Below are 21,012 nucleotides of genomic sequence, written 5' to 3' on the forward strand. Positions count from 1 at the left end.
TTTCAATGTTCACCTTAACATATCTCAAAAAAATCCTAAACTATTTGCTCTTCTCCTATCCCTACAAAAGAGTACAAAAAAAAGAGCTCCTCATATAACTATGAAGAGCTCTTTCTCGTGTTATTTAGGTTCCACTTGATCATTGATGCTGTAAACATTTTCACTTACAACGCCAACGCCTTTAGGTTTCATTTTACGATATTTAGCCATTCCAGTACCAGCTGGAATCACTTTACCGATAATAACATTTTCTTTCAATCCTAATAAAGGATCACGTTTTCCGCGAATCGCAGCATCTGTTAAGACACGTGTTGTTTCTTGGAATGATGCAGCAGATAAGAAACTATTTGTTTCAAGGGAAGCTTTTGTAATTCCAAGCAATACAGGACGTGCTGTAGCAGGAATTCCGCCAGATACCAATGTATCAAAGTTTTTATCTGTATAGTCATGAATGTCAATTAATGTACCTGGTAAAATATCTGTTTCACCTGGATCCATTACGCGTACTTTACGTAGCATTTGACGTACCATAACTTCGATATGTTTGTCGCCGATTTCTACCCCTTGCATACGGTATACTTTTTGCACTTCACGTAACAAGTAGTTCTCAACTGCAAGCACATCACGAACACGTAACAATTCTTTAGGATCAATTGAACCTTGGTCTAATGCTTCACCACGGTGGATAATATCTCCTTCTTCTACTTTCATACGTGCAGAAAATGGAACTTGATAAGAACGAGTATCTGTTTCTCCCTTGATCGTAACTTCTTTCGTACGAGCTGCTGGATTTTCATCGATCGATACGACTTCCCCAGTAACTTCAGTAATCACAGCTTGACCTTTAGGGTGACGAGCTTCAAAAATTTCTTGGATACGAGGAAGCCCTTGAGTGATGTCATCTCCGGCAACCCCACCTGTATGGAACGTACGCATTGTTAATTGAGTACCGGGTTCTCCGATTGATTGAGCGGCAATTGTCCCAACTGCTTCTCCAACTTCAACTTCAGAACCTGTTGCTAAGTTACGGCCATAACAATGTTTACATACACCATGTTTAGTATTACATGTAAACACGGAACGAATCGTTACTTCTTCGATACCAACAGCAATAATTTCTCTGGCAATGTCTTCAGTAATAATTTGGTTTTCACCAATGATCAATGTTCCATCTTCAGGGTTAAAGATTGTTTTACGAGTGTAACGTCCTAATAGGCGTTCTTCAAGTGGTTCAATAACTTCGTTTCCTTCTTTGATTGCTTGAATCACTAGTCCACGGTCAGAACCACAGTCTGTTTCACGAATGATAACATCTTGCGCAACGTCAACTAAACGACGAGTCAAGTAACCTGAGTCAGCTGTTTTCAAGGCTGTATCGGTCATCCCTTTACGAGCTCCATGGGTAGAGATAAACATTTCTAATACAGACAATCCTTCACGGAAGTTAGAAGTAACCGGCAATTCCATGATTTGACCATTCGGTGCAGCCATCAATCCACGCATACCAGCAAGCTGAGTAAAGTTGGAAATATTCCCACGGGCACCTGAGTCACTCATCATAAAGATTGGGTTAAGGTCATTCAAACTTTCCATTAACTTGATTTGAATGTGATCTTTTGTTTTGTTCCAGATATCGATAACACGTTCATAACGTTCTTCATCCGTAATTAAACCACGACGGAATTGTTTCATTACTTTATCAACTTGTATGTGAGCATTATCTAGAATTTCTTGTTTTTCTTCTAGTACTACGATATCGGAAATCCCAACTGTAATACCAGCTTTAGTAGAATATTTGTATCCTAGATCTTTCATTCTGTCTAGCATTTTAGACGTTTCAGTAATTTTGAATCGTTTGAATACTTCAGCAATGATATTTCCAAGATTTTTCTTCTTGAATGGTTTAACTAATTCTTGCGCTTGAATATGTGCAAGAATGTCTGTACCCGGCTCAACAAAATAGCTGTCTGGAGTTTGAACTTCCAAGTTGCTTTGTGTTGGTTCATTCATGTACGGGAATTCATTCGGCATGATATCGTTAAAGATCAATTTACCAACAGTCGTGATCATTAACTTCTCGTTTTGCCATTCAGTAAATGGTTTGTTTGGAATGTCGGTTGGTTTGATTGCGATTCTAGAGTGCAAATGAACGTATCCGCTTTGGTAAGCAAGCATAGCCTCATTCAAACTACTAAATTGCATTCCTTCTCCTTCACGTCCTTCTTCTTCCATAGTCAGGTAGTAGTTACCTAAGACCATATCTTGAGAAGGTGTTACAACTGGTTTACCATCTTTTGGATTCAAGATGTTTTGTGCAGCCAGCATCAACATACGTGCTTCAGCTTGCGCTTCGTCACTTAACGGTACATGGACAGCCATTTGGTCACCATCGAAATCGGCATTATAAGCTTCACACACTAATGGGTGAAGACGGATAGCTTTACCTTCAACAAGAACAGGTTCAAATGCTTGAATCCCTAATCTGTGTAAAGTAGGTGCTCGGTTCAATAATACTGGATGTTCACGAATCACTTCTTCTAAAATTGGCCAAATAGCGTCATCTTGACGATCAATTTTACGTTTAGCATTTTTAATATTGCTTGCGATGTCGCGTTCAACTAATTCTTTCATTACAAACGGTTTGAACAATTCAATAGCCATTTGTTTTGGTAAACCACATTGGTACATTTTCAAGAATGGTCCAACAACGATAACTGAACGTCCTGAATAATCGACACGTTTACCTAGTAAGTTTTGACGGAAACGACCTTGTTTCCCTTTAAGCATGTGTGACAATGATTTCAACGGACGGTTACCTGGTCCAGTAACTGGACGGCCACGACGACCATTATCGATCAATGCATCTACTGCTTCTTGAAGCATACGTTTTTCATTTTGCACAATAATATTAGGCGCATTTAAATCTAATAAACGTTTCAAACGGTTGTTACGGTTGATTACACGACGGTACAAGTCATTTAAATCACTTGTAGCGAAACGGCCACCTTCTAATTGAACCATTGGGCGAATTTCTGGCGGAATAATAGGAACAACATCCATAACCATCCATGAAGGTTGGTTACCAGAATTACGGAATGCTTCTAAAATGTCTAAACGACGAATCGCACGTGTCCGTTTTTGACCGGTAGTTGTTTTTAAGACTTCTTTTAATTCTTCCACTTCTTGATCCAATTTAACATCATTCAAGAGTTGTTTAACCGCTTCTGCTCCCATTTCGGCATTAAATTCATTGCCGTATTGTTCGCGTTTTTCACGGTACTCTCTTTCAGTTAATAATTGTTTCTTTTCTAATGGTGTACTTCCTGGTTCAGTTACTACATATGAAGCGAAGTAAATGATTTCTTCAAGAGCACGAGGACTCATATCTAATACAAGACCCATACGACTTGGAATACCTTTGAAGTACCAAATATGAGAAACTGGTGCCGCTAATTCAATATGGCCCATACGTTCACGACGTACTTTTGAGCGTGTAACTTCTACTCCACAACGGTCACAAACAATTCCTTTATAACGAATACGTTTGTATTTTCCACAAGAACATTCCCAGTCTTTTGAAGGACCAAAAATACGTTCACAGAACAAACCATCACGTTCAGGTTTCAAGGTACGGTAGTTAATGGTTTCAGGTTTTTTTACTTCACCATAAGACCAACTACGGATTTTATCTGGAGAAGCCAAACCAATTTGCATGCTTTCAAAATTATTAACGTCTATCAAGGGGCTAACCTCCCTTTATTTTTGTGAGCTGCCCTACCTGCTCTATTGTTTTATTTATAGATAGTGGTATCTATCTTTGGTTGTCATTCGTCGAACGTTCTTAAAATGGATCCTCGAAAGGCCAATTAAGTAATATTCACTTAAAGGCCAGTCGAGATACCAGTCTTAGTCTTCTTTTAATCGTTCTTGTTCAGCTGCTTCAGCACGGATTTTTTCTTGCTCTTCAGCATATTTGTTTAACGCATCCGGGTTCACGATGTCATCATCGTCATCCATATCGCGTAGTTCAATCGCTTCATCATTTTCATTTAACACTTTCATGTCTAAACCTAATGATTGTAGTTCTTTTACTAATACGCGGAATGATTCTGGAACACCTGGTTTTGGAATTTTTTCGCCTTTGACGATTGCTTCGTATGTTTTCACACGACCAACAACATCATCGGATTTGTAAGTTAAGATTTCTTGTAACGTATAAGCTGCCCCATATGCTTCAAGAGCCCAAACTTCCATCTCTCCAAAACGTTGTCCACCAAATTGAGCTTTACCACCCAATGGTTGTTGTGTAACTAACGAGTAAGGTCCTGTTGAACGAGCATGTAATTTATCATCGACCATGTGGGCCAATTTAATCATGTACATAACTCCAACTGAAATACGGTTGTCAAACGGTTCACCTGTACGACCATCATATAAAACAGTTTTTGCATCAGCTGCCATTCCAGCTTCTTTAACGGTATCCCATACATCTTCATCGGAAGCTCCGTCAAATACTGGTGTTGCAATGTGGATACCCAATTGACGAGCAGCCATACCAATGTGCAATTCTAATACTTGTCCAATATTCATACGTGATGGTACCCCTAATGGGTTCAACATGATGTCAACTGGTGTTCCGTCAGGCATAAATGGCATATCTTCTTCCGGCATGATTAAAGAGACAACCCCTTTATTACCATGACGTCCGGCCATTTTATCCCCTTCGTTGATTTTACGTTTTTGAACAATGTAAACACGAACTAACATATTTACACCTGGTGATAATTCATCTCCAGCTTCACGAGTAAAGATTTTCACATCATGAACTGTTCCGCCGCCACCATGTGGCACACGAAGAGAAGTATCTCTAACTTCACGAGCTTTTTCACCAAAGATTGCATGTAATAGACGTTCTTCAGCGGATAATTCTGTTACCCCTTTAGGAGTTACTTTACCAACTAACAAGTCGCCGTCTTTTACTTCAGCACCAATACGGATAATTCCCATTTCGTCTAAATCTTTCAAAGCGTCGTCTCCAACGTTTGGAAGTTCACGCGTGATTTCTTCAGGTCCAAGTTTTGTATCACGTGCTTCTGATTCAAATTCTTCAATATGAATAGAAGTGTATACATCATCTTTAACTAAACGTTCACTCATGATAATGGCATCCTCATAGTTGTACCCTTCCCATGTCATGAAGGCTACTAATGGGTTTTGTCCTAATGCCATTTCGCCGTTTTCCATAGAAGAACCATCTGCTAAGATTTCGCCTTTTTCAACACGATCGCCTTTTTCTACGATTGGGCGTTGGTTATAACAAGTACCTGAATTTGAACGACGGAATTTTGTTACAGCGTATTTATTTAAAGCACCGTTTTCTTGACGTACACGAATTTGATCTGCATCTACGTATTCAACGATACCATCATTTTTACAAATCAATGCAGCTCCAGAATCTCGAGCAGCTACGTGTTCCATACCAGTTCCTACAAGTGGACCTTGAGGGTGGATCAACGGAACAGCTTGACGTTGCATGTTTGCTCCCATAAGAGCACGGTTACTATCATCATTTTCCAAGAAAGGAATACAAGCTGTCGCAACTGCTACTACTTGTTTAGGAGAAACATCCATATAGTCAACGCGACTAATAGGAACTTCTAAGTTTTCTTCCACATAACGAGCAAGTACAATATCATTTGCAAATGTGCCATCTTCATTCAACGGAGCATTTGCTTGAGCAACGACATAGTTATCTTCTTCATCGGCTGTTAGGTAATCAATTTGATCCGTAACAAGGCCTGTTTCGCGGTTTACACGACGATAAGGAGTTTCAATAAAACCAAATTTATTTACTTTAGCATAACTTGATAGACTATTGATCAATCCAATGTTTGGACCTTCTGGTGTTTCAATCGGACACATACGGCCATAATGGGAATAATGCACGTCACGAACTTCATATCCAGCACGGTCCCTAGTTAAACCACCGGGTCCTAAGGCAGATAGACGACGTTTATGTGTTAACTCACCTAATGGGTTTGTTTGGTCCATGAATTGAGACAATTGAGAAGAACCAAAAAACTCTTTGATTGATGCTACAACAGGACGAATATTGATCAATTGTTGCGGTGTAACGGTAGCCATATCTTGGATAGACATACGTTCACGAACCACACGTTCCATACGAGATAACCCAATACGGAATTGATTTTGCAACAACTCACCTACTGAACGAATACGACGGTTTCCTAAATGGTCAATATCGTCTACGTTACCGATACCTTCTTGTAAGTTAAAGAAATAACTCATAGAAGCTAAAATATCAGCCGGTGTTGCATTTTTAGTTTCGTCTGCAATTACTTTATTTCCAATCATATTTACAACACGTTCTGGGTCTCTTTGAGAAAAGACTTTTACAACTTGTAATTCTACAGGTTCTGGAACGACACTGTCATCTGATGGGTAATACGTAACACTGTTTAAACCATCATTTAGATATGGTGTTAATTTATCAATTTGATCACGGTCTAAAAATGTACCTGATTCAACGATGATTTCGCCTGTTTCAGGATCAACTAAAGTTTCAGCTAGTGTTTGATTGAACAAACGTGTTACTAAGTTTAATTTTTTGTTGACTTTGTAACGACCAACATTTGCTAAGTCGTAACGTTTTGGATCGAAAAAGCGAGCTGTTAACAAGCTTCTTGAGCTGTCAGCCGTTTTAGGCTCACCTGGACGTAGACGTTCATAAACATCTTTCAATGCTTCTTCTGTACGTGAATCTCCAGCATTTTTATGCAAATCTTTTTCCATTGTTAAACGAAGACTTTCGTTATCTCCAAAGATTTCAAGAATTTGGTCATCTGATCCAAATCCTAATGCACGAACCAATACTGTTAATGGTATTTTACGTGTACGGTCTATACGAACATAAGACAGGTCTTTTGCGTCAGTTTCGAATTCAAGCCATGCTCCACGGTTCGGGATAAGCGTTGAGCCAAATCCTTCTTTTCCGTTTTTATCCAATTTACCATGGAAATAAACACCTGGTGAACGGACTAATTGAGATACGATTACTCGTTCTGCTCCGTTGATAACAAAAGTTCCCATTTCTGTCATTAGTGGGAAATCACCGAAGAAGACTTCTTGTTCTTTCACTTCTCCGCTTTCTTTATTGATCAAACGTAACTTAACATAAATCGGTGCTGAATAATTTGCGTCATGTGAACGAGCTTCTTCAACGGTATATTTAGGTTCTTGCAATTGGTAATCTGTGAATTCTAATGATAGATTTCCAGCAAAGTCATCGATTGGAGAAATGTCTTTAAACATTTCACGTAATCCTTCATCTAAGAACCATTGGTAAGAATCAGTTTGAATTTCAATTAAATTTGGAAGCTCTAAAACCTCATGGATACGTGAAAAACTTCTACGTGTACGGTGCTTACCGTAATTTACTAAATGGCCTGCCAACCTGTTCACCCCTCAAACTGTTTTTAGTGTGGTCACTTCAAACAAATCAATACATTTCATTCATGTTACATTTATTAAAAATAAGTAACAAGTTGAAAGTTTGCCTATTTTTTGACAAAAAAAAACCAAAAGATTCGTGAACTTTTAAAATAAAAATCCATTTCTTTTGTTTTCCTCTTCAAACTTGCTCTGGACAATATTTCAGAACAAATTTTTCTTCTTTAAGACACACTATATGCATTAGATTATTTTACATTATTTGCGTGTGTAAGTCAAGGAGATTTCTTATTTCTCTTCCTCTTTGAAACTTTGAATAATCCAATAACCTTTATCTTTGACGATCACTTTAGCATTGCCGAACGTTTCTTCCATTTTCGCTTGCGCACTTGGCGCACCTTGTTTCTTTTGAATCACTATTGTTAAAGCACCGTCTTTTTTAAGCAAATCAAAAGCGCCTGTTAAAATACCATGTACTACTTTTTTTCCAGCACGAATAGGAGGATTGCTAACAATAGCTGCAAACTCTTTACCTTCTACAGATTCATAGATATCTGAGGTATGAATCAATACATTAGATAACCGGTTATTTGATGCATTTTGCTTAGCTAATCCTAATGCTCGCTCATTTACATCAACCATTTCTACGTTGCGTTCAGGATCTTCTTTCGCTAACGCTAAACCCATTGGGCCATACCCACACCCTACATCTAAAATATCACCATTAGTCATTTTTGAAAAATCAAGCGTTTCTATCAGTAGTCGAGAACCGAAATCCACTGTTTTTTTCGAAAATACTCCTGTATCTGTGACAAATTTAAATTCATTACCACGTAGCGTGTATGTCCAAGCTGCTGTTTCGCTGGCAATTTTTGGATTATTTGTAAAATAATGATCTGACATGTGCGTTCCTCCTCAATGTATCTTTATTTCAACTTCTGAACAACTCATTGTCATTCTAGAAATCTTAATAAAGAGAAAAAAGACACGCAGCAAAAACTGCGTGTCTTCTCCTAAAGCTTAGTAGAGTTAAATTTATTTAACTTCTACAGAAGCTCCAGCTGCTTCCAAAGCTTCTTTCAATGCTTCAGCATCTTCTTTAGAAATGTTTTCTTTGATTGCTGCTGGTGCTCCATCAACTAATCCTTTAGCTTCTTTCAAGCCAAGGCCTGTAGCTTCACGTACAGCTTTGATAACTTTAATTTTTGAGTCTCCAGCAGAAGTTAATTCTACTGTAAATTCAGTTTGTTCAGCTGCTGCTGCTTCTCCAGCTCCTGCTGCTGCTACTGGAGCTGCTGCAGTTACGCCAAATTCTTCTTCGATTGCTTTTACTAAGTCGTTTAATTCTAAAATCGTTGATTCTTTCAAGTCAGCAACGATTTGTTCAATGTTTAATGCCATTGTTGGTTTCCTCCATTATTGGTTAGTTTTTTTTGGTTCAACTTGCTTTTTTTTCAAGAAAAAATGGCTTAATTAAGCTACTTCTTCTTTTGATTCTGCAACTGCTTTGATAGCAAGTGCAGTATTGCGAACTGGTGCTTGAAGTACAGATAACAACATTGATAACAAACCATCGCGGTCTGGTAACGTTGCAAGAGCATTGATCTCAGTAGCTGAAGAAACACGTCCTTCAATTACGCCACCTTTGATTTCTAATGCCGCTGCACCTTTAGCAAATTCAGCGATAATTTTTGCAGGTGCTACAACGTCATCATTACTGAATGCAATAGCTGTAGGTCCTTTGAAAACATCGTTCATTCCTTCTAAACCTGCTGCTTCTGCTGCACGGCTTAAAACTGAATTTTTGATAACTTTCATTTCAATTCCTGCATCACGTAATTGTTTACGTAAATTAGTCACTTCTTCAACAGTTAATCCACGGTAGTCCATTACAACTACTGAAGCTGCTTCTTTGAATTTAGTTGATGCTAAATCAACTAGTTCTTGTTTTTTTGCGATTGCTGCTTGACTCATTAATTTTTCACCTCCTGATCGATTGGCTAGAATTTTTTGTTTTTACGAACCCTTAAGCCCGTTAAACGCAAAAAACTCTACGTCACCTTAGACATAGAGGGATAATTGTATGCTTTCACATATTCATCCTCGGCAGGAAATTAAGGCATACGCCACCTACTGTCTTCGGTAATATTTCTCAACCTAGACGATTTTAACAATTTCCATCGTCTAGGTCAAGACTTTTAATAGTTATTTATTAAAACGATCCTGCATCAACTTTAACACCAGGCCCAAAAGTAGTAGTTACTGTAATGTTCTTGATGTATTCGCCTTTAGCAGTTGAAGGTTTAACTCTTAACATTGTATCGTTGATTGTTCTGAAGTTTTCAACTAATTTAGCATTGTCAAATGATACTTTACCGATTGGAGCATGAACATTTCCTGCTTTGTCAACACGGTAAGTAACTTTACCAGCTTTAATTTCATTGATTGCTTTAGTAACATCCATTGTAACAGTACCTGTTTTAGGGTTTGGCATTAGGCCTTTAGGTCCTAAAACACGTCCAAGACGACCAACTTCAGCCATCATGTCTGGAGTTGCAACAACAACGTCGAAATCAAACCATCCGCCATTGATTTTTTGAACTAATTCAGCTTCTCCTACGTAATCTGCTCCAGCAGCTTCAGCTTCTTTAGCTTTTTCACCTTTAGCAAATACTAATACTTTTTGAGTTTTCCCTGTTCCATTTGGAAGAACAACTGCTCCACGAATTTGTTGATCAGCTTTCTTAGGGTCAACGCCAAGTCTATAAGCAACTTCTACAGTTGCATCGAATTTAGCGTAGTCAACGTCTTTAATTAATGCTACAGCTTCTTCTAAAGAATAAGCTTTTAAAACATCAACTTTTTCAGCCGCTGCTAAATATTGTTTACTTTTTTTAGCCATAATTTTTTCCTCCTTGATTGTGGTTATAACGGTTTTACCTCCCACTTAATCCTTACACTGTTACGCATAAGGTATACTGAGAAGCGTGAATATAGAATTAACCTTCTACGGTGAATCCCATGCTTCGTGCAGTACCTTCGATCATTAACATAGCAGAATCAACGTCAGATGCGTTTAAATCAGCCATTTTTGTTTCAGCAATTTCTCTAACTTGGTCGCGAGTTACTTTTGCAACTTTTTTAGTGTTTGGTTCACCAGAACCAGATTCAACACCAGCAGCTTTTTTAAGTAAAACAGCAGCAGGTGGAGTTTTTGTAATAAATGTAAATGAACGATCTTCATATACAGAAATAACAACGGGAGTGATTAATCCGTTTAACTCAGCAGTACGAGCATTGAATTCTTTACAGAATCCCATGATATTGATTTGTGCTTGTCCTAAAGCTGGACCTACGGGTGGAGCTGGAGTTGCTTTCCCTGCAGGAATTTGCAATTTAACTAATTTAACTACTTTTTTAGCCACGTGACATACCTCCTTGATTGAGTCCGTGATGTGGTTAATGGGGTTAATATTTCCCCTCCCACATTTAACGCATACGTAAAACGTACCAAAACACTATACCATTCAAAAAACTGTTTTGCAACTATCTTTTTAACTTATTTGTCTTTTTCATTTGAGATCGGTAAATAGCTGGTTCCTCTGCTGGTTCGTTCGAAATTAACTCTCTTTTTTCTTCTATTGGAACTTGAGTCATCTTATTCCTCTTTTTAATACGAGTATACACACTATAAAGTACACCCATAACAATGGCATAAATAGCAAAGAAGACAACAAATCCCCACAAGCCCATCGCAGCATCTGCAAATTCCATATTTCCTCTATTCGTAATAGCTTGTTGGATTTCAATAGCAAAGACTAACACGGTCATCCCTGTAAACGTGAAGATGAACGAAAGAATCGTAGCACTGAATTTCATTTTTTCAATAATCTTAATGACAAGATAAACCGCTAAAAAGAGCATAATACCGATAATACCCATAACCCAAAAGTGCATGTCTTTATCCGTCATACTCATCCCAAACAACTGATTAAGAACGTCGTGCACCTCATTTACAATAGCTGTCAGTAGTAGAATAAGTTCTTTCATTAGTCGTCACCTACTTATTTCATTTTTTCCTATTATAACATAGGCTGCTTGTTTTTCTTAACCCGTTCTTTAGCGTATAATTGTAAATAAAGCAGGTGAATCCACTATGTGCCTAATTGCCCTTCAACTTCATGAACACCCAATCTACAAAATGATTCTAGTTGCCAATCGAGATGAGGCATACACACGTCCGACTGCAGTTGCCGATTTTTGGAAAGACCACCCACACGTTTTAGCTGGTAGAGATCTGCTACAAATGGGAACCTGGTTAGGTATTACGAAAGAAGGACGCTTTGCAGCATTAACGAATATCTACGATTCTGCTATAAGCGTACCAGAAAACCCTGTCTCAAGAGGGCAGATTGTGCGTGATTATTTATCGACTACTCAATCTGCATCGGGCTTCTTATCCGATCTGCAAGATAAACGTTTAGACTACGCCGGTTTCAACATATTACTAGGCGACATCGACCATCTTTGGCATTTTAATAATCATACAAATCAAGTTAGCTCACTTAAAACTGGGATACACGGTTTGAGCAACGCTAGTTTGAATGATCCATGGCCAAAAGTGTTAAAAGTAAAATCTCATCTCCAACAACTTAATTCAAAAAGTACACTCTTTGACCCAAATGACTTGTTAACAGCTTTTATGGACACTAGCTTACCATCAAGAAAAGATGCATCACTCACTACCACTACTTCTTTAAAACTAGAAAAAGAAACTCCACCTATTTTTATCAAGACTCCAGAATACGGAACAGTCTCCACAACTGTTTTATTAGTTGATTACGATAATATTGTTACGTTTATCGAACGCAGTTACAGTAAAGAAGGTTTTACTGGCGAAGTACACTATTCATTTGAGATTCACTAACTGACTGTCCATCAAAAAAAGACTCGGTCCGCTTTATTAAATAAACGGACCGAGTCTTACTGTTTTTCTATTCTTTTGGTTCTAATTCTTCAATAGAGTCAATATCCATATAACTAGGAACAACTAACCCATTTTTAGCACCGGTTAAATTCTCACCTAAATCAACGATACTATCCTGGTGCTTTTCATAAAAAGAAGCATGTGTTGTTGGCAACCATGGCGCAAGCGATACATCTGCTGATCCATTTGCAATTGCTTCAAACAAAACTGCAGGATCAACATCTGTTACGGTAACTTCATAGCCTTGTTGCTCTAGTACAGCTTTTACCACAAGACTAGACGCTCTTTCAGTATCCCACGGTGTTGACACAAGTTCGATTTCTTTCCCATCTACTTTTTCAGTGCCTTCCAACCACATATCCACTTTATCTTTATTCGCTTCGATCCAATTCGCCGCAGACTCTTCAAAAGAGCTGTCTTGCGCTTCAAACATTACAGCTTCCATATCTTCTACTTCCCATTGGAAAGCATCAAGAATTTTATAGGCATTGGGCATTTCTGCTTCAAAATCCAATCTTGCAATAGTATGGATACTCTCAATGTCCCCCATGGTTTTTTCTGGATCTTCTAAGTATTTTAAATCATATTCTGAAAACATCCAATGTGGAGCCCAGCCTGTAAAAATAATAGGTTCTTCATTAGAGATGGCTTGATCCAACAATGTTAGCATACCACCAGTTGAACTTTCTTCAAGTTCCCAACCTTCTAGGTTTTCATAACCCTCTAAAGTCTGATGTGCCATTTCAGTTATTCCCGCTCCAGGTTCAATGCCCGTAACGGTATAGTTCACCTGTTCGCTTACCGTTTCATTAGTACTATTTTCTGTCTCTTTACCATCTGCACATCCACCTAGCATTAAAGCAGTAGATAATCCCAGAATGATTCCAATAGATTTTACGTTTATCATATTTTCCTCCATGTATATTAAAAAGCATTCCACTTTTTTTCATTCGGCTAATTTCCCAGTTTTTAACACCATTGCTTTAAGCACTGATAAGAACACTTTGTTTATTTATTGTTCCTTATTATAACCGACAACCTTATATACAATAAGTACTCCTATACTTTTCAGAAATCAATTAATCAATCGCTAATTTGCATACATTGTAATCTTCAGGCCTCCTCTTTTAAGAGTTGGTCATCGCTTTTTCTTAGCCATTAACAACGTACCATGAATGTTTTTGAGATTCAAATCCACAAAAAAGGGTTAAGACAACTTACTTTGTCTTAACCCTTTTTCTACTCTATTTTATGACGCTCATTAACTTAAAGTTTATCTGCTTGCTCAAAGTCTAATTCAGTACTTGTTTCACGACCAAACATTTCAACATTCACTTTAAGTTTTGCTTTTTCCATTTCGATTTCAGTAATTTTACCTGTAAGTCCACTAAATGCACCTTCAATAATCGTTACGGTTTCGCCAACTTCAAAGTTGATTTCTTGATGACGAGCACTCATTCCGATACGACGTAAAATAACTTCTATTTCAGAATTTAAAAGTGGTGCTGGTTTACTACCTGCTCCATGAGAACCAACAAATCCAGTCACACCTGGCGTGTTACGAACAACGTACCAAGAATCATCAGACATGATCATTTCAACTAAAACATATCCAGGAAACGTTTTTTTCATATTTATTTTTTCTTTACCGTTTTTCACTTCTTTTTCTTCTTCTTCAGGGATAACTACTCGGAAAATATAATCCCCCATACCCATACTATTTGCTCTAGACTCGATATTTTGTTTCACTTTATTTTCGTATCCAGAATATGTGTGTAGCACATACCACTGTTTCGCACTTTCTATTTCTTCCACGCGTATCACTCCTCTTCATTTTTTGTTCTTAGTTATTTTCGACATTGGTTAGTTGGCTCATCTGTTTTTAAACATACAAAAAAACCTTCATTTACTTTTAAAGAAGGTTTTGTGCATTTATTCATGAGTTCATTATACCATCATGCAGAGCTTCATGCCAGTGGTTTCTTTCTCAGATCTCTTATAAAATCAAATCTAAGAGTGCACCTATCCCAAAGTCAACAACCGCAAAGAAAAGAACAAATAATAGACAGACGACAAAAACAGTCAATGTATATTTTCTAAGTTCTTTACCAGTAGGCCATGTGACTGTTTTGATTTCTTGACGTACACCGCCAAAAAAGTTTTTTATTTTCTTCATGTTTATTCCCTCCAAATTGGTATCGAGACTTCTTTTTCTTACTTCGTTTCACGATGCAATGTATGTTGATTGCAGTATTTACAGAATTTTTTTACTTCTAAGCGTTCTGTGCGATTTCCTTCATTTACTTTTTTAGAATAATTTCTAGACCCACAAACAGAACAAGCTAAAGATGTTTTTTTTCCACTCATTTTTTCACCTATTCTCTCTATTATACGGACGAATGACATCTTACTAAATTTACCATCACTCGGGAAACATGTCAATTCCTCTTTTTAAATTTTATTTAAATACTAAACTTATTGCTAACAGCACAACTTCGCTGGCACTAAATAAAATGATGTTTTTTATAGCGATAACAAATGTTTCTGACTTAACTTGCTTGTTGTTGTATGCAGCTAAGTTTTTCTTCATAGGTATAAGGGTTACTAATAAAAGCAATAAAATAGGATGTAACAAACCCATTAAAACAGCTAAAACAATTACTACATAACTCATGTAGACCAACGCATTAAATAATTGGACAGCTCGCTTTTTGCCAATGTAAAACGGTAATGTGTACCTGTGATTAAGGATATCTTGTTCTAAATCACAGGTATTATTCGCCAACATAATATTGGCTATCAAGAATACTGTTGGTAACGACACAAAGAATAATACCAGAACAGAAACCATATTTCCTTCTAACAGAAAAAGTTGGCCTTTAAACACTAAACTTAATAAACTAAGCTCTCCAACATTCACAAAGGCTGCAATAAAAAAGATACCAAACCCCATAGTCAAACCTGAAATAGGTTCTCCTAATGGCATTCTTGAAATGGGAACCGGTCCAAAAGTATAAAAAATCCCAATAAAGAAACAGAGGGCTCCTATTATCAGCAACACGATATTGGTTCTATAGACTAGCCAAAAGCCTAGCAGCATTGCAATAATCACCATTCCGATAATGAGACGAATAACGAGTTTTTCTGAAATTTTTTCTTGTCCAATAACGTTTACTTCATCTCGGTAGCCCTTATCTTTAGCTTTTTGATAATCCATCAAATTATTAATAGCTGTTGTTGCCATGTCAAAAATTAACATCGCTATAAAGAATAGAAGTGTATTAACAAAGTTAAACGCGTTGAAATAATAAGCTGTAAATAATGTTCCTAATAAAAAAGGAAATAGACTTGCTAACTTTGTTTGAATCTCTACTAATGTAAAAAAGGTCTTTATCGACATCGTTATCCCTCTTTGATTTTTATTTTAATGTAAATGCATCATTTGTTAATTTAAAGGATTCTTTTAACCCCTCTGACACATAAACCTCTTTATCTTTTGTTACAAATATTGCATCAACATCTTCTAATGTATTCACGTATTCTAATCCCTCTTTTAATCCTTTAGAAAAAAGCGAAGTCGATAGTCCGTCACCATCAATCGATTTTTTAGTGATTACACTAACTCCTGCTAACTCATTATCAAATGGATACCCTGTTTCTGGATTCATCAAGTGATGGTAATTCACTCCGTCAACTTCAAGGAACCGTTCATAAATACCTGAAGTAACGATTGACCTGTCACTTAAGGCTAAAGATCCTATGATCGTTCCACGTGTTTCAAACGGATCTTGAATCCCTACATTCCAAGCTGCTCCTTCACCTCTTGCACTGTCTCCCATAACATACACGTTTCCACCTAAATCAATAATTGCAGTATCTACTTCGTGTTCTTTTAACATCTCTACCACTTCATCAGTGATAAAGCCTTTAGCAATCGCTCCTAAATCTAAACGCATACCTTCTTCTGGCAAATAGACTGTCTGAGCTTCATCATCAAACTTCACCTTTGAATACTCTACTAAGTTCAAAGTTTCATCAATTTCAGATTGTTCTGGTTTCCTAGCATCATCAAAACCAATATGCCATAGTTCTGTAATGGGTCCGACTGTTAAATCAAAACTACCTGCAGTACTTTCACTATAATCATATGCCGCTTGCAATAAATAGTATAAATCATCCGATACTTTGACCGGTTCGATCCCGGCTTGTTCATTAATTTTTTCAATTTCTGAATTTCCGTTTCCCTCATCAACCGTAATCAAACCCGCTAGCTCTTCAATTCGATTAAAAGCCGCATCTAACGCTTCTTGTTTGTCTTGATTATAGATGGTAACTTTCACAACGGTCCCCATCAAAAATTCAGTTCGTTCAAAGGGTTCTTTAGCTAACGCACGCTCTTTTGCGTCTTCCTTATTTCCACAACCAATAAGCACGAATAATACCACTAGTAGGGAGATCATTACTTTCACTATGTTATTTTTTTCCATTCTGCATACTCCTTGTTAGACAACTTTTGTATATGTTTTCACTAACTTTTTTTAAAAATAAATGGGTCTTAGAAATACATCTAAGACCCTCATATTATGCCATTTCTAACTGAGTTTTTCAATCTTTATCAAAGAGACACCTCTGCTAAAGAATGATTAAAAAATTGTATTAGTTATCAATTTCGATGGTTTCTGTTTTACCTTCTGCTGCTGCATCAACTAGCTGTTGTGCGTATTCAACAAATAATTCGTGAGAATGAGTTGCACCTGAAACGACTTCTACAGCTGACGGATCTTGTGCATCTACTAAAGCTTGGTTGTAAGCTGGAATGTATTCAGCAGGACCAGTTCCCACTTTATCTTTCATAGCTTTTTGGTATTCTGTATCTTTCGTTTTTAACTCTCCAGCATCATTAACATAATCATAAGTAGATTCTGTAATTTGTCCGCCTTCAACGGTCATCCCAAAAACAACGCTCCAACCATTATCGTCAAGATTTTTTTCTTCTAATAGATAGCTTCCATCTTGTAAGGCAACAGTTTCAGTTGAACTCATTGATTCAGAACTTGTTGCCTCTGATTCAACAACTGCTGAACTTTCTTTACTAGTTGCATCGTCAGAACCACATGCTGCTAGTACAAATGTTGAAGCCAAAATAACTGACGCTAATTTCAAACCGGTTTTAAATTCCATTATATATACCCACCCTATTTTTATAGTCTAGTCTTCCTAACGAAAGAATAATACGGCTACTTCATTTGGTAGACTATCTACTAATAGTATAACTACTTTATTTTATATTGTCTATGTTTTCACATGAAATTATAATTTCAGCTTTAGAAATTCTTCTTATATATTCCAACCAATGAATTAATGTCTATCTATTAACTATTCGAGTTTCTTTTTTATATATCAGCAACTAGATTTTACTACGAAATACTTAATATTCTGTTCACAAACTTTCATACATTAATTTGCTTTCCTTTATGCATCAAGCTTTCAACGCTGATCTGTTCATTTAACCAATTATTTTCTTAAGTTTACTTTTTAAAATAATAAAATATATGCTTTTTTTACTACTGATACTGAATTTGTCAATAATGTGACAACTGTTTTTGTTTTTTTAATTTGTATTTTTCTTTGATTTAATACGATTCACAAAAGAAGATTGAGAATTATTTCATTAAAAATCATTTTTTTAAACTGTTTTTTTATTCGTAATTTTTTTTCTTCAAAAAATAACCTTTAAAACGTAGACATATTTTTTTTATTTTGTATAATATGGTTATCAGATAGTTGTGAAACTTTTAACTAACTTGATAAGAACTTATTATTATTATTCAGTTTTTTATAGTATATGTTTTAAAAAATGGTTTAAAAAAGGAGCTAGAAAAATGACTCAAACAAATGTAGTTGTTGTTGGTGCTGGTTTTGCAGGGGTTGCTGCTACAAAACAGCTCGCAAAAAAACTCAAAAAAAATAAAGAGGTAACGATTACGTTAATCGATCGCCACTCTTACCTTACTTATATGACAGAGTTACACGAAGTAGCAGGAGGACGTGTTGAACCTGAAGCTATCCAATATGATTTACAACGATTATTTGCTCGTAAAAAAAATGTTAACTTAGTAACGGATAATGTTACAGCAGTTGATCATGATAAAAAAGTGGTAACAACTGAAAATGGATCTTATTCTTATGACTATTTAGTTTTAGGTATGGGTGGAGAACCAAACGACTTCGGAACACCTGGAGTTAAAGAACATGGATTCACTCTTTGGTCTTTAGAAGATGCCGTTCGTCTACGCCACCACATTGAAACAACTGTTGCAGCTGCAGCTATTGAACACGATGCTGAAAAACGTGCCGCTATGATGCGCTTTGTAATTTGTGGTTCTGGATTTACAGGTATCGAAATGGTCGGCGAACTGCTAGATTGGAAAGATGTTTTAGCTAAAGAGTACAAATTTGACGCTTCAGAGATCGAACTAATCGTTGTTGAAGCTGCTCCAACTATCTTAAATACCCTTCCTCGTCAAGATGCAGATAAAGCTGAAAAATTCATGACGAAAAAAGGCATCAAAATTATGAAAGATTCTCCAATCATTAGTGTTGGAGCTGAATCCGTTTTATTGAAATCTGGTGAAGAGATCCCTACTAAAACATTAGTATGGACTGCAGGTGTTAAAGCTAATACTGATACAGCAGAATTTGGAATGGAACAAGCTCGTGCTGGACGGTTAGTTGCGAACGAGTTCATGGAAGCTAAAGATTTAGAAGATGTTTATGTCATTGGCGATCTTGTCTACTATGAGGAAGAAGAAGGAAAACCGACTCCTCAAATCGTACAAGCTGCTGAACAAACTGGACATACTGCTGCTGTTAACGTTATTGCAGCTATTGAAGGAAAAGAAAAACACAAATTTAAATCAAATTACCAAGGAACAATGGTTTCTATCGGTTCAAAATATGGTGTTGCTTACTTGATGGATAAATTCCATCTTAGCGGATTTATTGCTATGTTGATGAAACACATTGTTAACTTAAAATACTTCTTTGACATTCGTTCTGGTTACTACATGGTACAATACCTATTCCATGAATTCTTCCATATTAAAAATCAAAGAAATATTTTCCGCGGTCACCTTTCTCGTTACGGGAATGTTTTATGGAGTGTCCCTTTAAGAGTCTTTTACGGTAGCATGTGGTTTATTGAAGGTTTGAAAAAAGCCTTTGGTTTATTCGATTCTCAAAGTTGGTTTGGCGATACCGTTACTTTGCCATTCGCATGGTTACAAGATGTTACTAGTGGAGCTTCAGAAGTTGTTGAAGAAGCTGCTGAAGTTGCTAAACCGATCTTTGGTTTAAACTATGTCTATGGCGAAGAACCTATGATGATTTTTTCTAAGGCTCCTGATTGGTTTAACAGCATCATGGAATTTATGATTCCAACTCCTGAAGTGGCTTTGTTCTTCCAAAAATTCATGACTTGCGTGGAACTTGCGATAGGATTAGCTTTAATTGCTGGACTATTCACTTGGTTGGCTAGTGCAGCTACCGTTGCTTTAGTTGTCAGCTTTGCTTTATCTGGTATGTTCTACTGGGTTAACATTTGGTTCGTATTTGTAGCTATCGCTTTGATGAATGGTTCTGGTCGTGCCTTTGGTTTAGACTACTATGTGATTCCATGGATTCAAAAAGTAGCTGGCAAATGGTGGTATGGTACACCAAGATCCCTATATAAATAAGAAAAAAAAGTTTTATAAAGTAGAATGGGTGAGTGAAGGTAGGTCTCTTCTACCTCCACTCATTTTATTATGTCTTAAAAGGTCACTAAAACTCATGTGTAACAATAGAAAAAATGTTAAGATAGAAAGAAGAATTCAAGCGTTATTCTTCTTTGTCTCTTGTTATTTTTATTCAATTACTCAAACAAGCAATCATTTAGTTAAAATCATTTTATAGTAGATAAGGGCTGGTGTTTATGACTAGAAATCAAAAACTTGTGTATATTGCATTATTGGCAGCTCAAGCTGTTATCTTAAGCTTAGTCGAACGAAGTATTCCCTTTCCTTTTGCCTTTGCTCCAGGTGCAAAACTTGGTATTGCTAACCTGATCACTATTGTCGCTATTTTCACTTTACCATTAAAGGATAGTTTCACAGTAGTGTGGATGAGACTTATTATGACCACTCTTTTAGGTGGTACACTGTCAACCTTTATGTACAGTTGTGCTGGAGCTTTACTCAGTTATGTTGGCATGTTACTAGTCAAACAACTTGGACCAAAACGCGTCAGTATCATCGGAATAAGTGCTACAGGAGGTATTTTGCATAATGTTGGTCAACTAGCTGTTGCAAGCTGGATTGCTCAAACATGGACGGTTATGCTGTACTTACCGATCCTATCTTTTATGGGAATTCTATCTGGTATCGCTATCGGTATTGCCGCTAATTATTTAATGACTCATGTACGTACCTTAAAAAACTTCCAACAGCAGACTCAACAACCCACTAAGAAAAATCGCAGTAACACTACTTATGCAAATTCTTAAATACGCCTTAACT

Annotated in this window: 18 protein-coding genes and 1 other annotated feature; of the genes, 3 read left to right on the forward strand and 15 right to left on the reverse strand. The window is 36.8% G+C overall.

Annotation, left to right across the window (positions count from 1 at the left end; genetic code table 11):
* Positions 1-120: 120 nt before the first annotated feature.
* The 8 genes from rpoC to CAR_RS12230 all read right to left on the reverse strand — a co-directional run bounded on the left by rpoC (position 121) and on the right by CAR_RS12230 (position 11,520).
* A complete protein-coding gene (gene rpoC, locus CAR_RS12195; RefSeq protein WP_041556718.1) occupies positions 121-3,741 on the reverse strand; it encodes a DNA-directed RNA polymerase subunit beta' in 3,621 nt (1,206 codons plus the stop codon).
* A gap of 165 nt (positions 3,742-3,906) precedes the next feature.
* Entirely contained in the window at positions 3,907-7,473 is a 3,567-nt protein-coding gene (rpoB, locus tag CAR_RS12200) for a DNA-directed RNA polymerase subunit beta (protein WP_013712044.1), read from the reverse strand.
* 285 nt (positions 7,474-7,758) lie between these two features.
* Positions 7,759-8,373, reverse strand: a complete 615-nt coding sequence (locus tag CAR_RS12205) for a class I SAM-dependent methyltransferase (protein ID WP_013712045.1) — start codon at positions 8,371-8,373, stop codon at positions 7,759-7,761.
* 132 nt (positions 8,374-8,505) lie between these two features.
* Entirely contained in the window at positions 8,506-8,871 is a 366-nt protein-coding gene (rplL, locus tag CAR_RS12210; protein WP_013712046.1) for a 50S ribosomal protein L7/L12, read from the reverse strand.
* A gap of 72 nt (positions 8,872-8,943) precedes the next feature.
* Entirely contained in the window at positions 8,944-9,444 is a 501-nt protein-coding gene (gene rplJ, locus CAR_RS12215; protein WP_013712047.1) for a 50S ribosomal protein L10, read from the reverse strand.
* Positions 9,445-9,503: 59 nt separating this feature from the next.
* Positions 9,504-9,631 (reverse strand) — a sequence feature (ribosomal protein L10 leader region).
* Positions 9,632-9,682: 51 nt separating this feature from the next.
* Complete coding sequence (gene rplA, locus CAR_RS12220; RefSeq protein WP_035020893.1) at positions 9,683-10,372, reverse strand: 50S ribosomal protein L1; 690 nt, start codon at positions 10,370-10,372, stop codon at positions 9,683-9,685.
* 97 nt (positions 10,373-10,469) lie between these two features.
* Complete coding sequence (rplK, locus tag CAR_RS12225; protein WP_013712049.1) at positions 10,470-10,895, reverse strand: 50S ribosomal protein L11; 426 nt, start codon at positions 10,893-10,895, stop codon at positions 10,470-10,472.
* Positions 10,896-11,016: 121 nt separating this feature from the next.
* Entirely contained in the window at positions 11,017-11,520 is a 504-nt protein-coding gene (locus CAR_RS12230; RefSeq protein ID WP_013712050.1) for a hypothetical protein, read from the reverse strand.
* Positions 11,521-11,626: 106 nt separating this feature from the next.
* On the opposite strand from CAR_RS12230, the gene CAR_RS12235 reads away from it, so the two are divergent.
* A complete protein-coding gene (locus tag CAR_RS12235) occupies positions 11,627-12,397 on the forward strand; it encodes an NRDE family protein (protein WP_041556720.1) in 771 nt (256 codons plus the stop codon).
* Between the two features lie 67 nt (positions 12,398-12,464).
* Here CAR_RS12235 and CAR_RS12240 read toward each other — a convergent pair whose 3' ends face one another.
* The 7 genes from CAR_RS12240 to CAR_RS12270 form a co-directional block, all read right to left on the reverse strand.
* A complete protein-coding gene (locus tag CAR_RS12240) occupies positions 12,465-13,364 on the reverse strand; it encodes a glycine betaine ABC transporter substrate-binding protein (RefSeq protein WP_041556722.1) in 900 nt (299 codons plus the stop codon).
* 359 nt (positions 13,365-13,723) lie between these two features.
* Positions 13,724-14,272: a transcription termination/antitermination protein NusG gene (gene nusG, locus CAR_RS12245; protein WP_013712053.1), complete on the reverse strand. Its 549-nt coding sequence runs from the start codon at positions 14,270-14,272 to the stop codon at positions 13,724-13,726.
* A 181-nt stretch (positions 14,273-14,453) separates the two neighbouring features.
* Positions 14,454-14,633 (reverse strand): preprotein translocase subunit SecE, encoded by a 180-nt coding sequence (secE, locus tag CAR_RS12250; RefSeq protein WP_013712054.1) that lies wholly within the window; start codon positions 14,631-14,633, stop codon positions 14,454-14,456.
* Positions 14,634-14,671: 38 nt separating this feature from the next.
* On the reverse strand, positions 14,672-14,824 hold the full coding sequence (rpmG, locus tag CAR_RS12255; RefSeq protein WP_013712055.1) for a 50S ribosomal protein L33: 153 nt from the start codon (positions 14,822-14,824) through the stop codon (positions 14,672-14,674).
* Between the two features lie 91 nt (positions 14,825-14,915).
* Complete coding sequence (menA, locus tag CAR_RS12260) at positions 14,916-15,857, reverse strand: 1,4-dihydroxy-2-naphthoate polyprenyltransferase (protein ID WP_013712056.1); 942 nt, start codon at positions 15,855-15,857, stop codon at positions 14,916-14,918.
* A gap of 19 nt (positions 15,858-15,876) precedes the next feature.
* On the reverse strand, positions 15,877-16,944 hold the full coding sequence (locus CAR_RS12265) for an FAD:protein FMN transferase (RefSeq protein ID WP_041556724.1): 1,068 nt from the start codon (positions 16,942-16,944) through the stop codon (positions 15,877-15,879).
* Positions 16,945-17,113: 169 nt separating this feature from the next.
* Positions 17,114-17,638 (reverse strand): FMN-binding protein, encoded by a 525-nt coding sequence (locus CAR_RS12270; RefSeq protein ID WP_013712058.1) that lies wholly within the window; start codon positions 17,636-17,638, stop codon positions 17,114-17,116.
* 701 nt (positions 17,639-18,339) lie between these two features.
* On the opposite strand from CAR_RS12270, the gene CAR_RS12275 reads away from it, so the two are divergent.
* On the forward strand, positions 18,340-20,193 hold the full coding sequence (locus CAR_RS12275) for an FAD-dependent oxidoreductase (protein ID WP_013712059.1): 1,854 nt from the start codon (positions 18,340-18,342) through the stop codon (positions 20,191-20,193).
* Positions 20,194-20,429: 236 nt separating this feature from the next.
* A complete protein-coding gene (locus CAR_RS12280) occupies positions 20,430-20,999 on the forward strand; it encodes a Gx transporter family protein (RefSeq protein WP_041556725.1) in 570 nt (189 codons plus the stop codon).
* Positions 21,000-21,012 lie beyond the last annotated feature (13 nt).

Origin of the sequence: Carnobacterium sp. 17-4 (genome assembly GCF_000195575.1) — a bacterium.
Classification (GTDB): domain Bacteria; phylum Bacillota; class Bacilli; order Lactobacillales; family Carnobacteriaceae; genus Carnobacterium_B.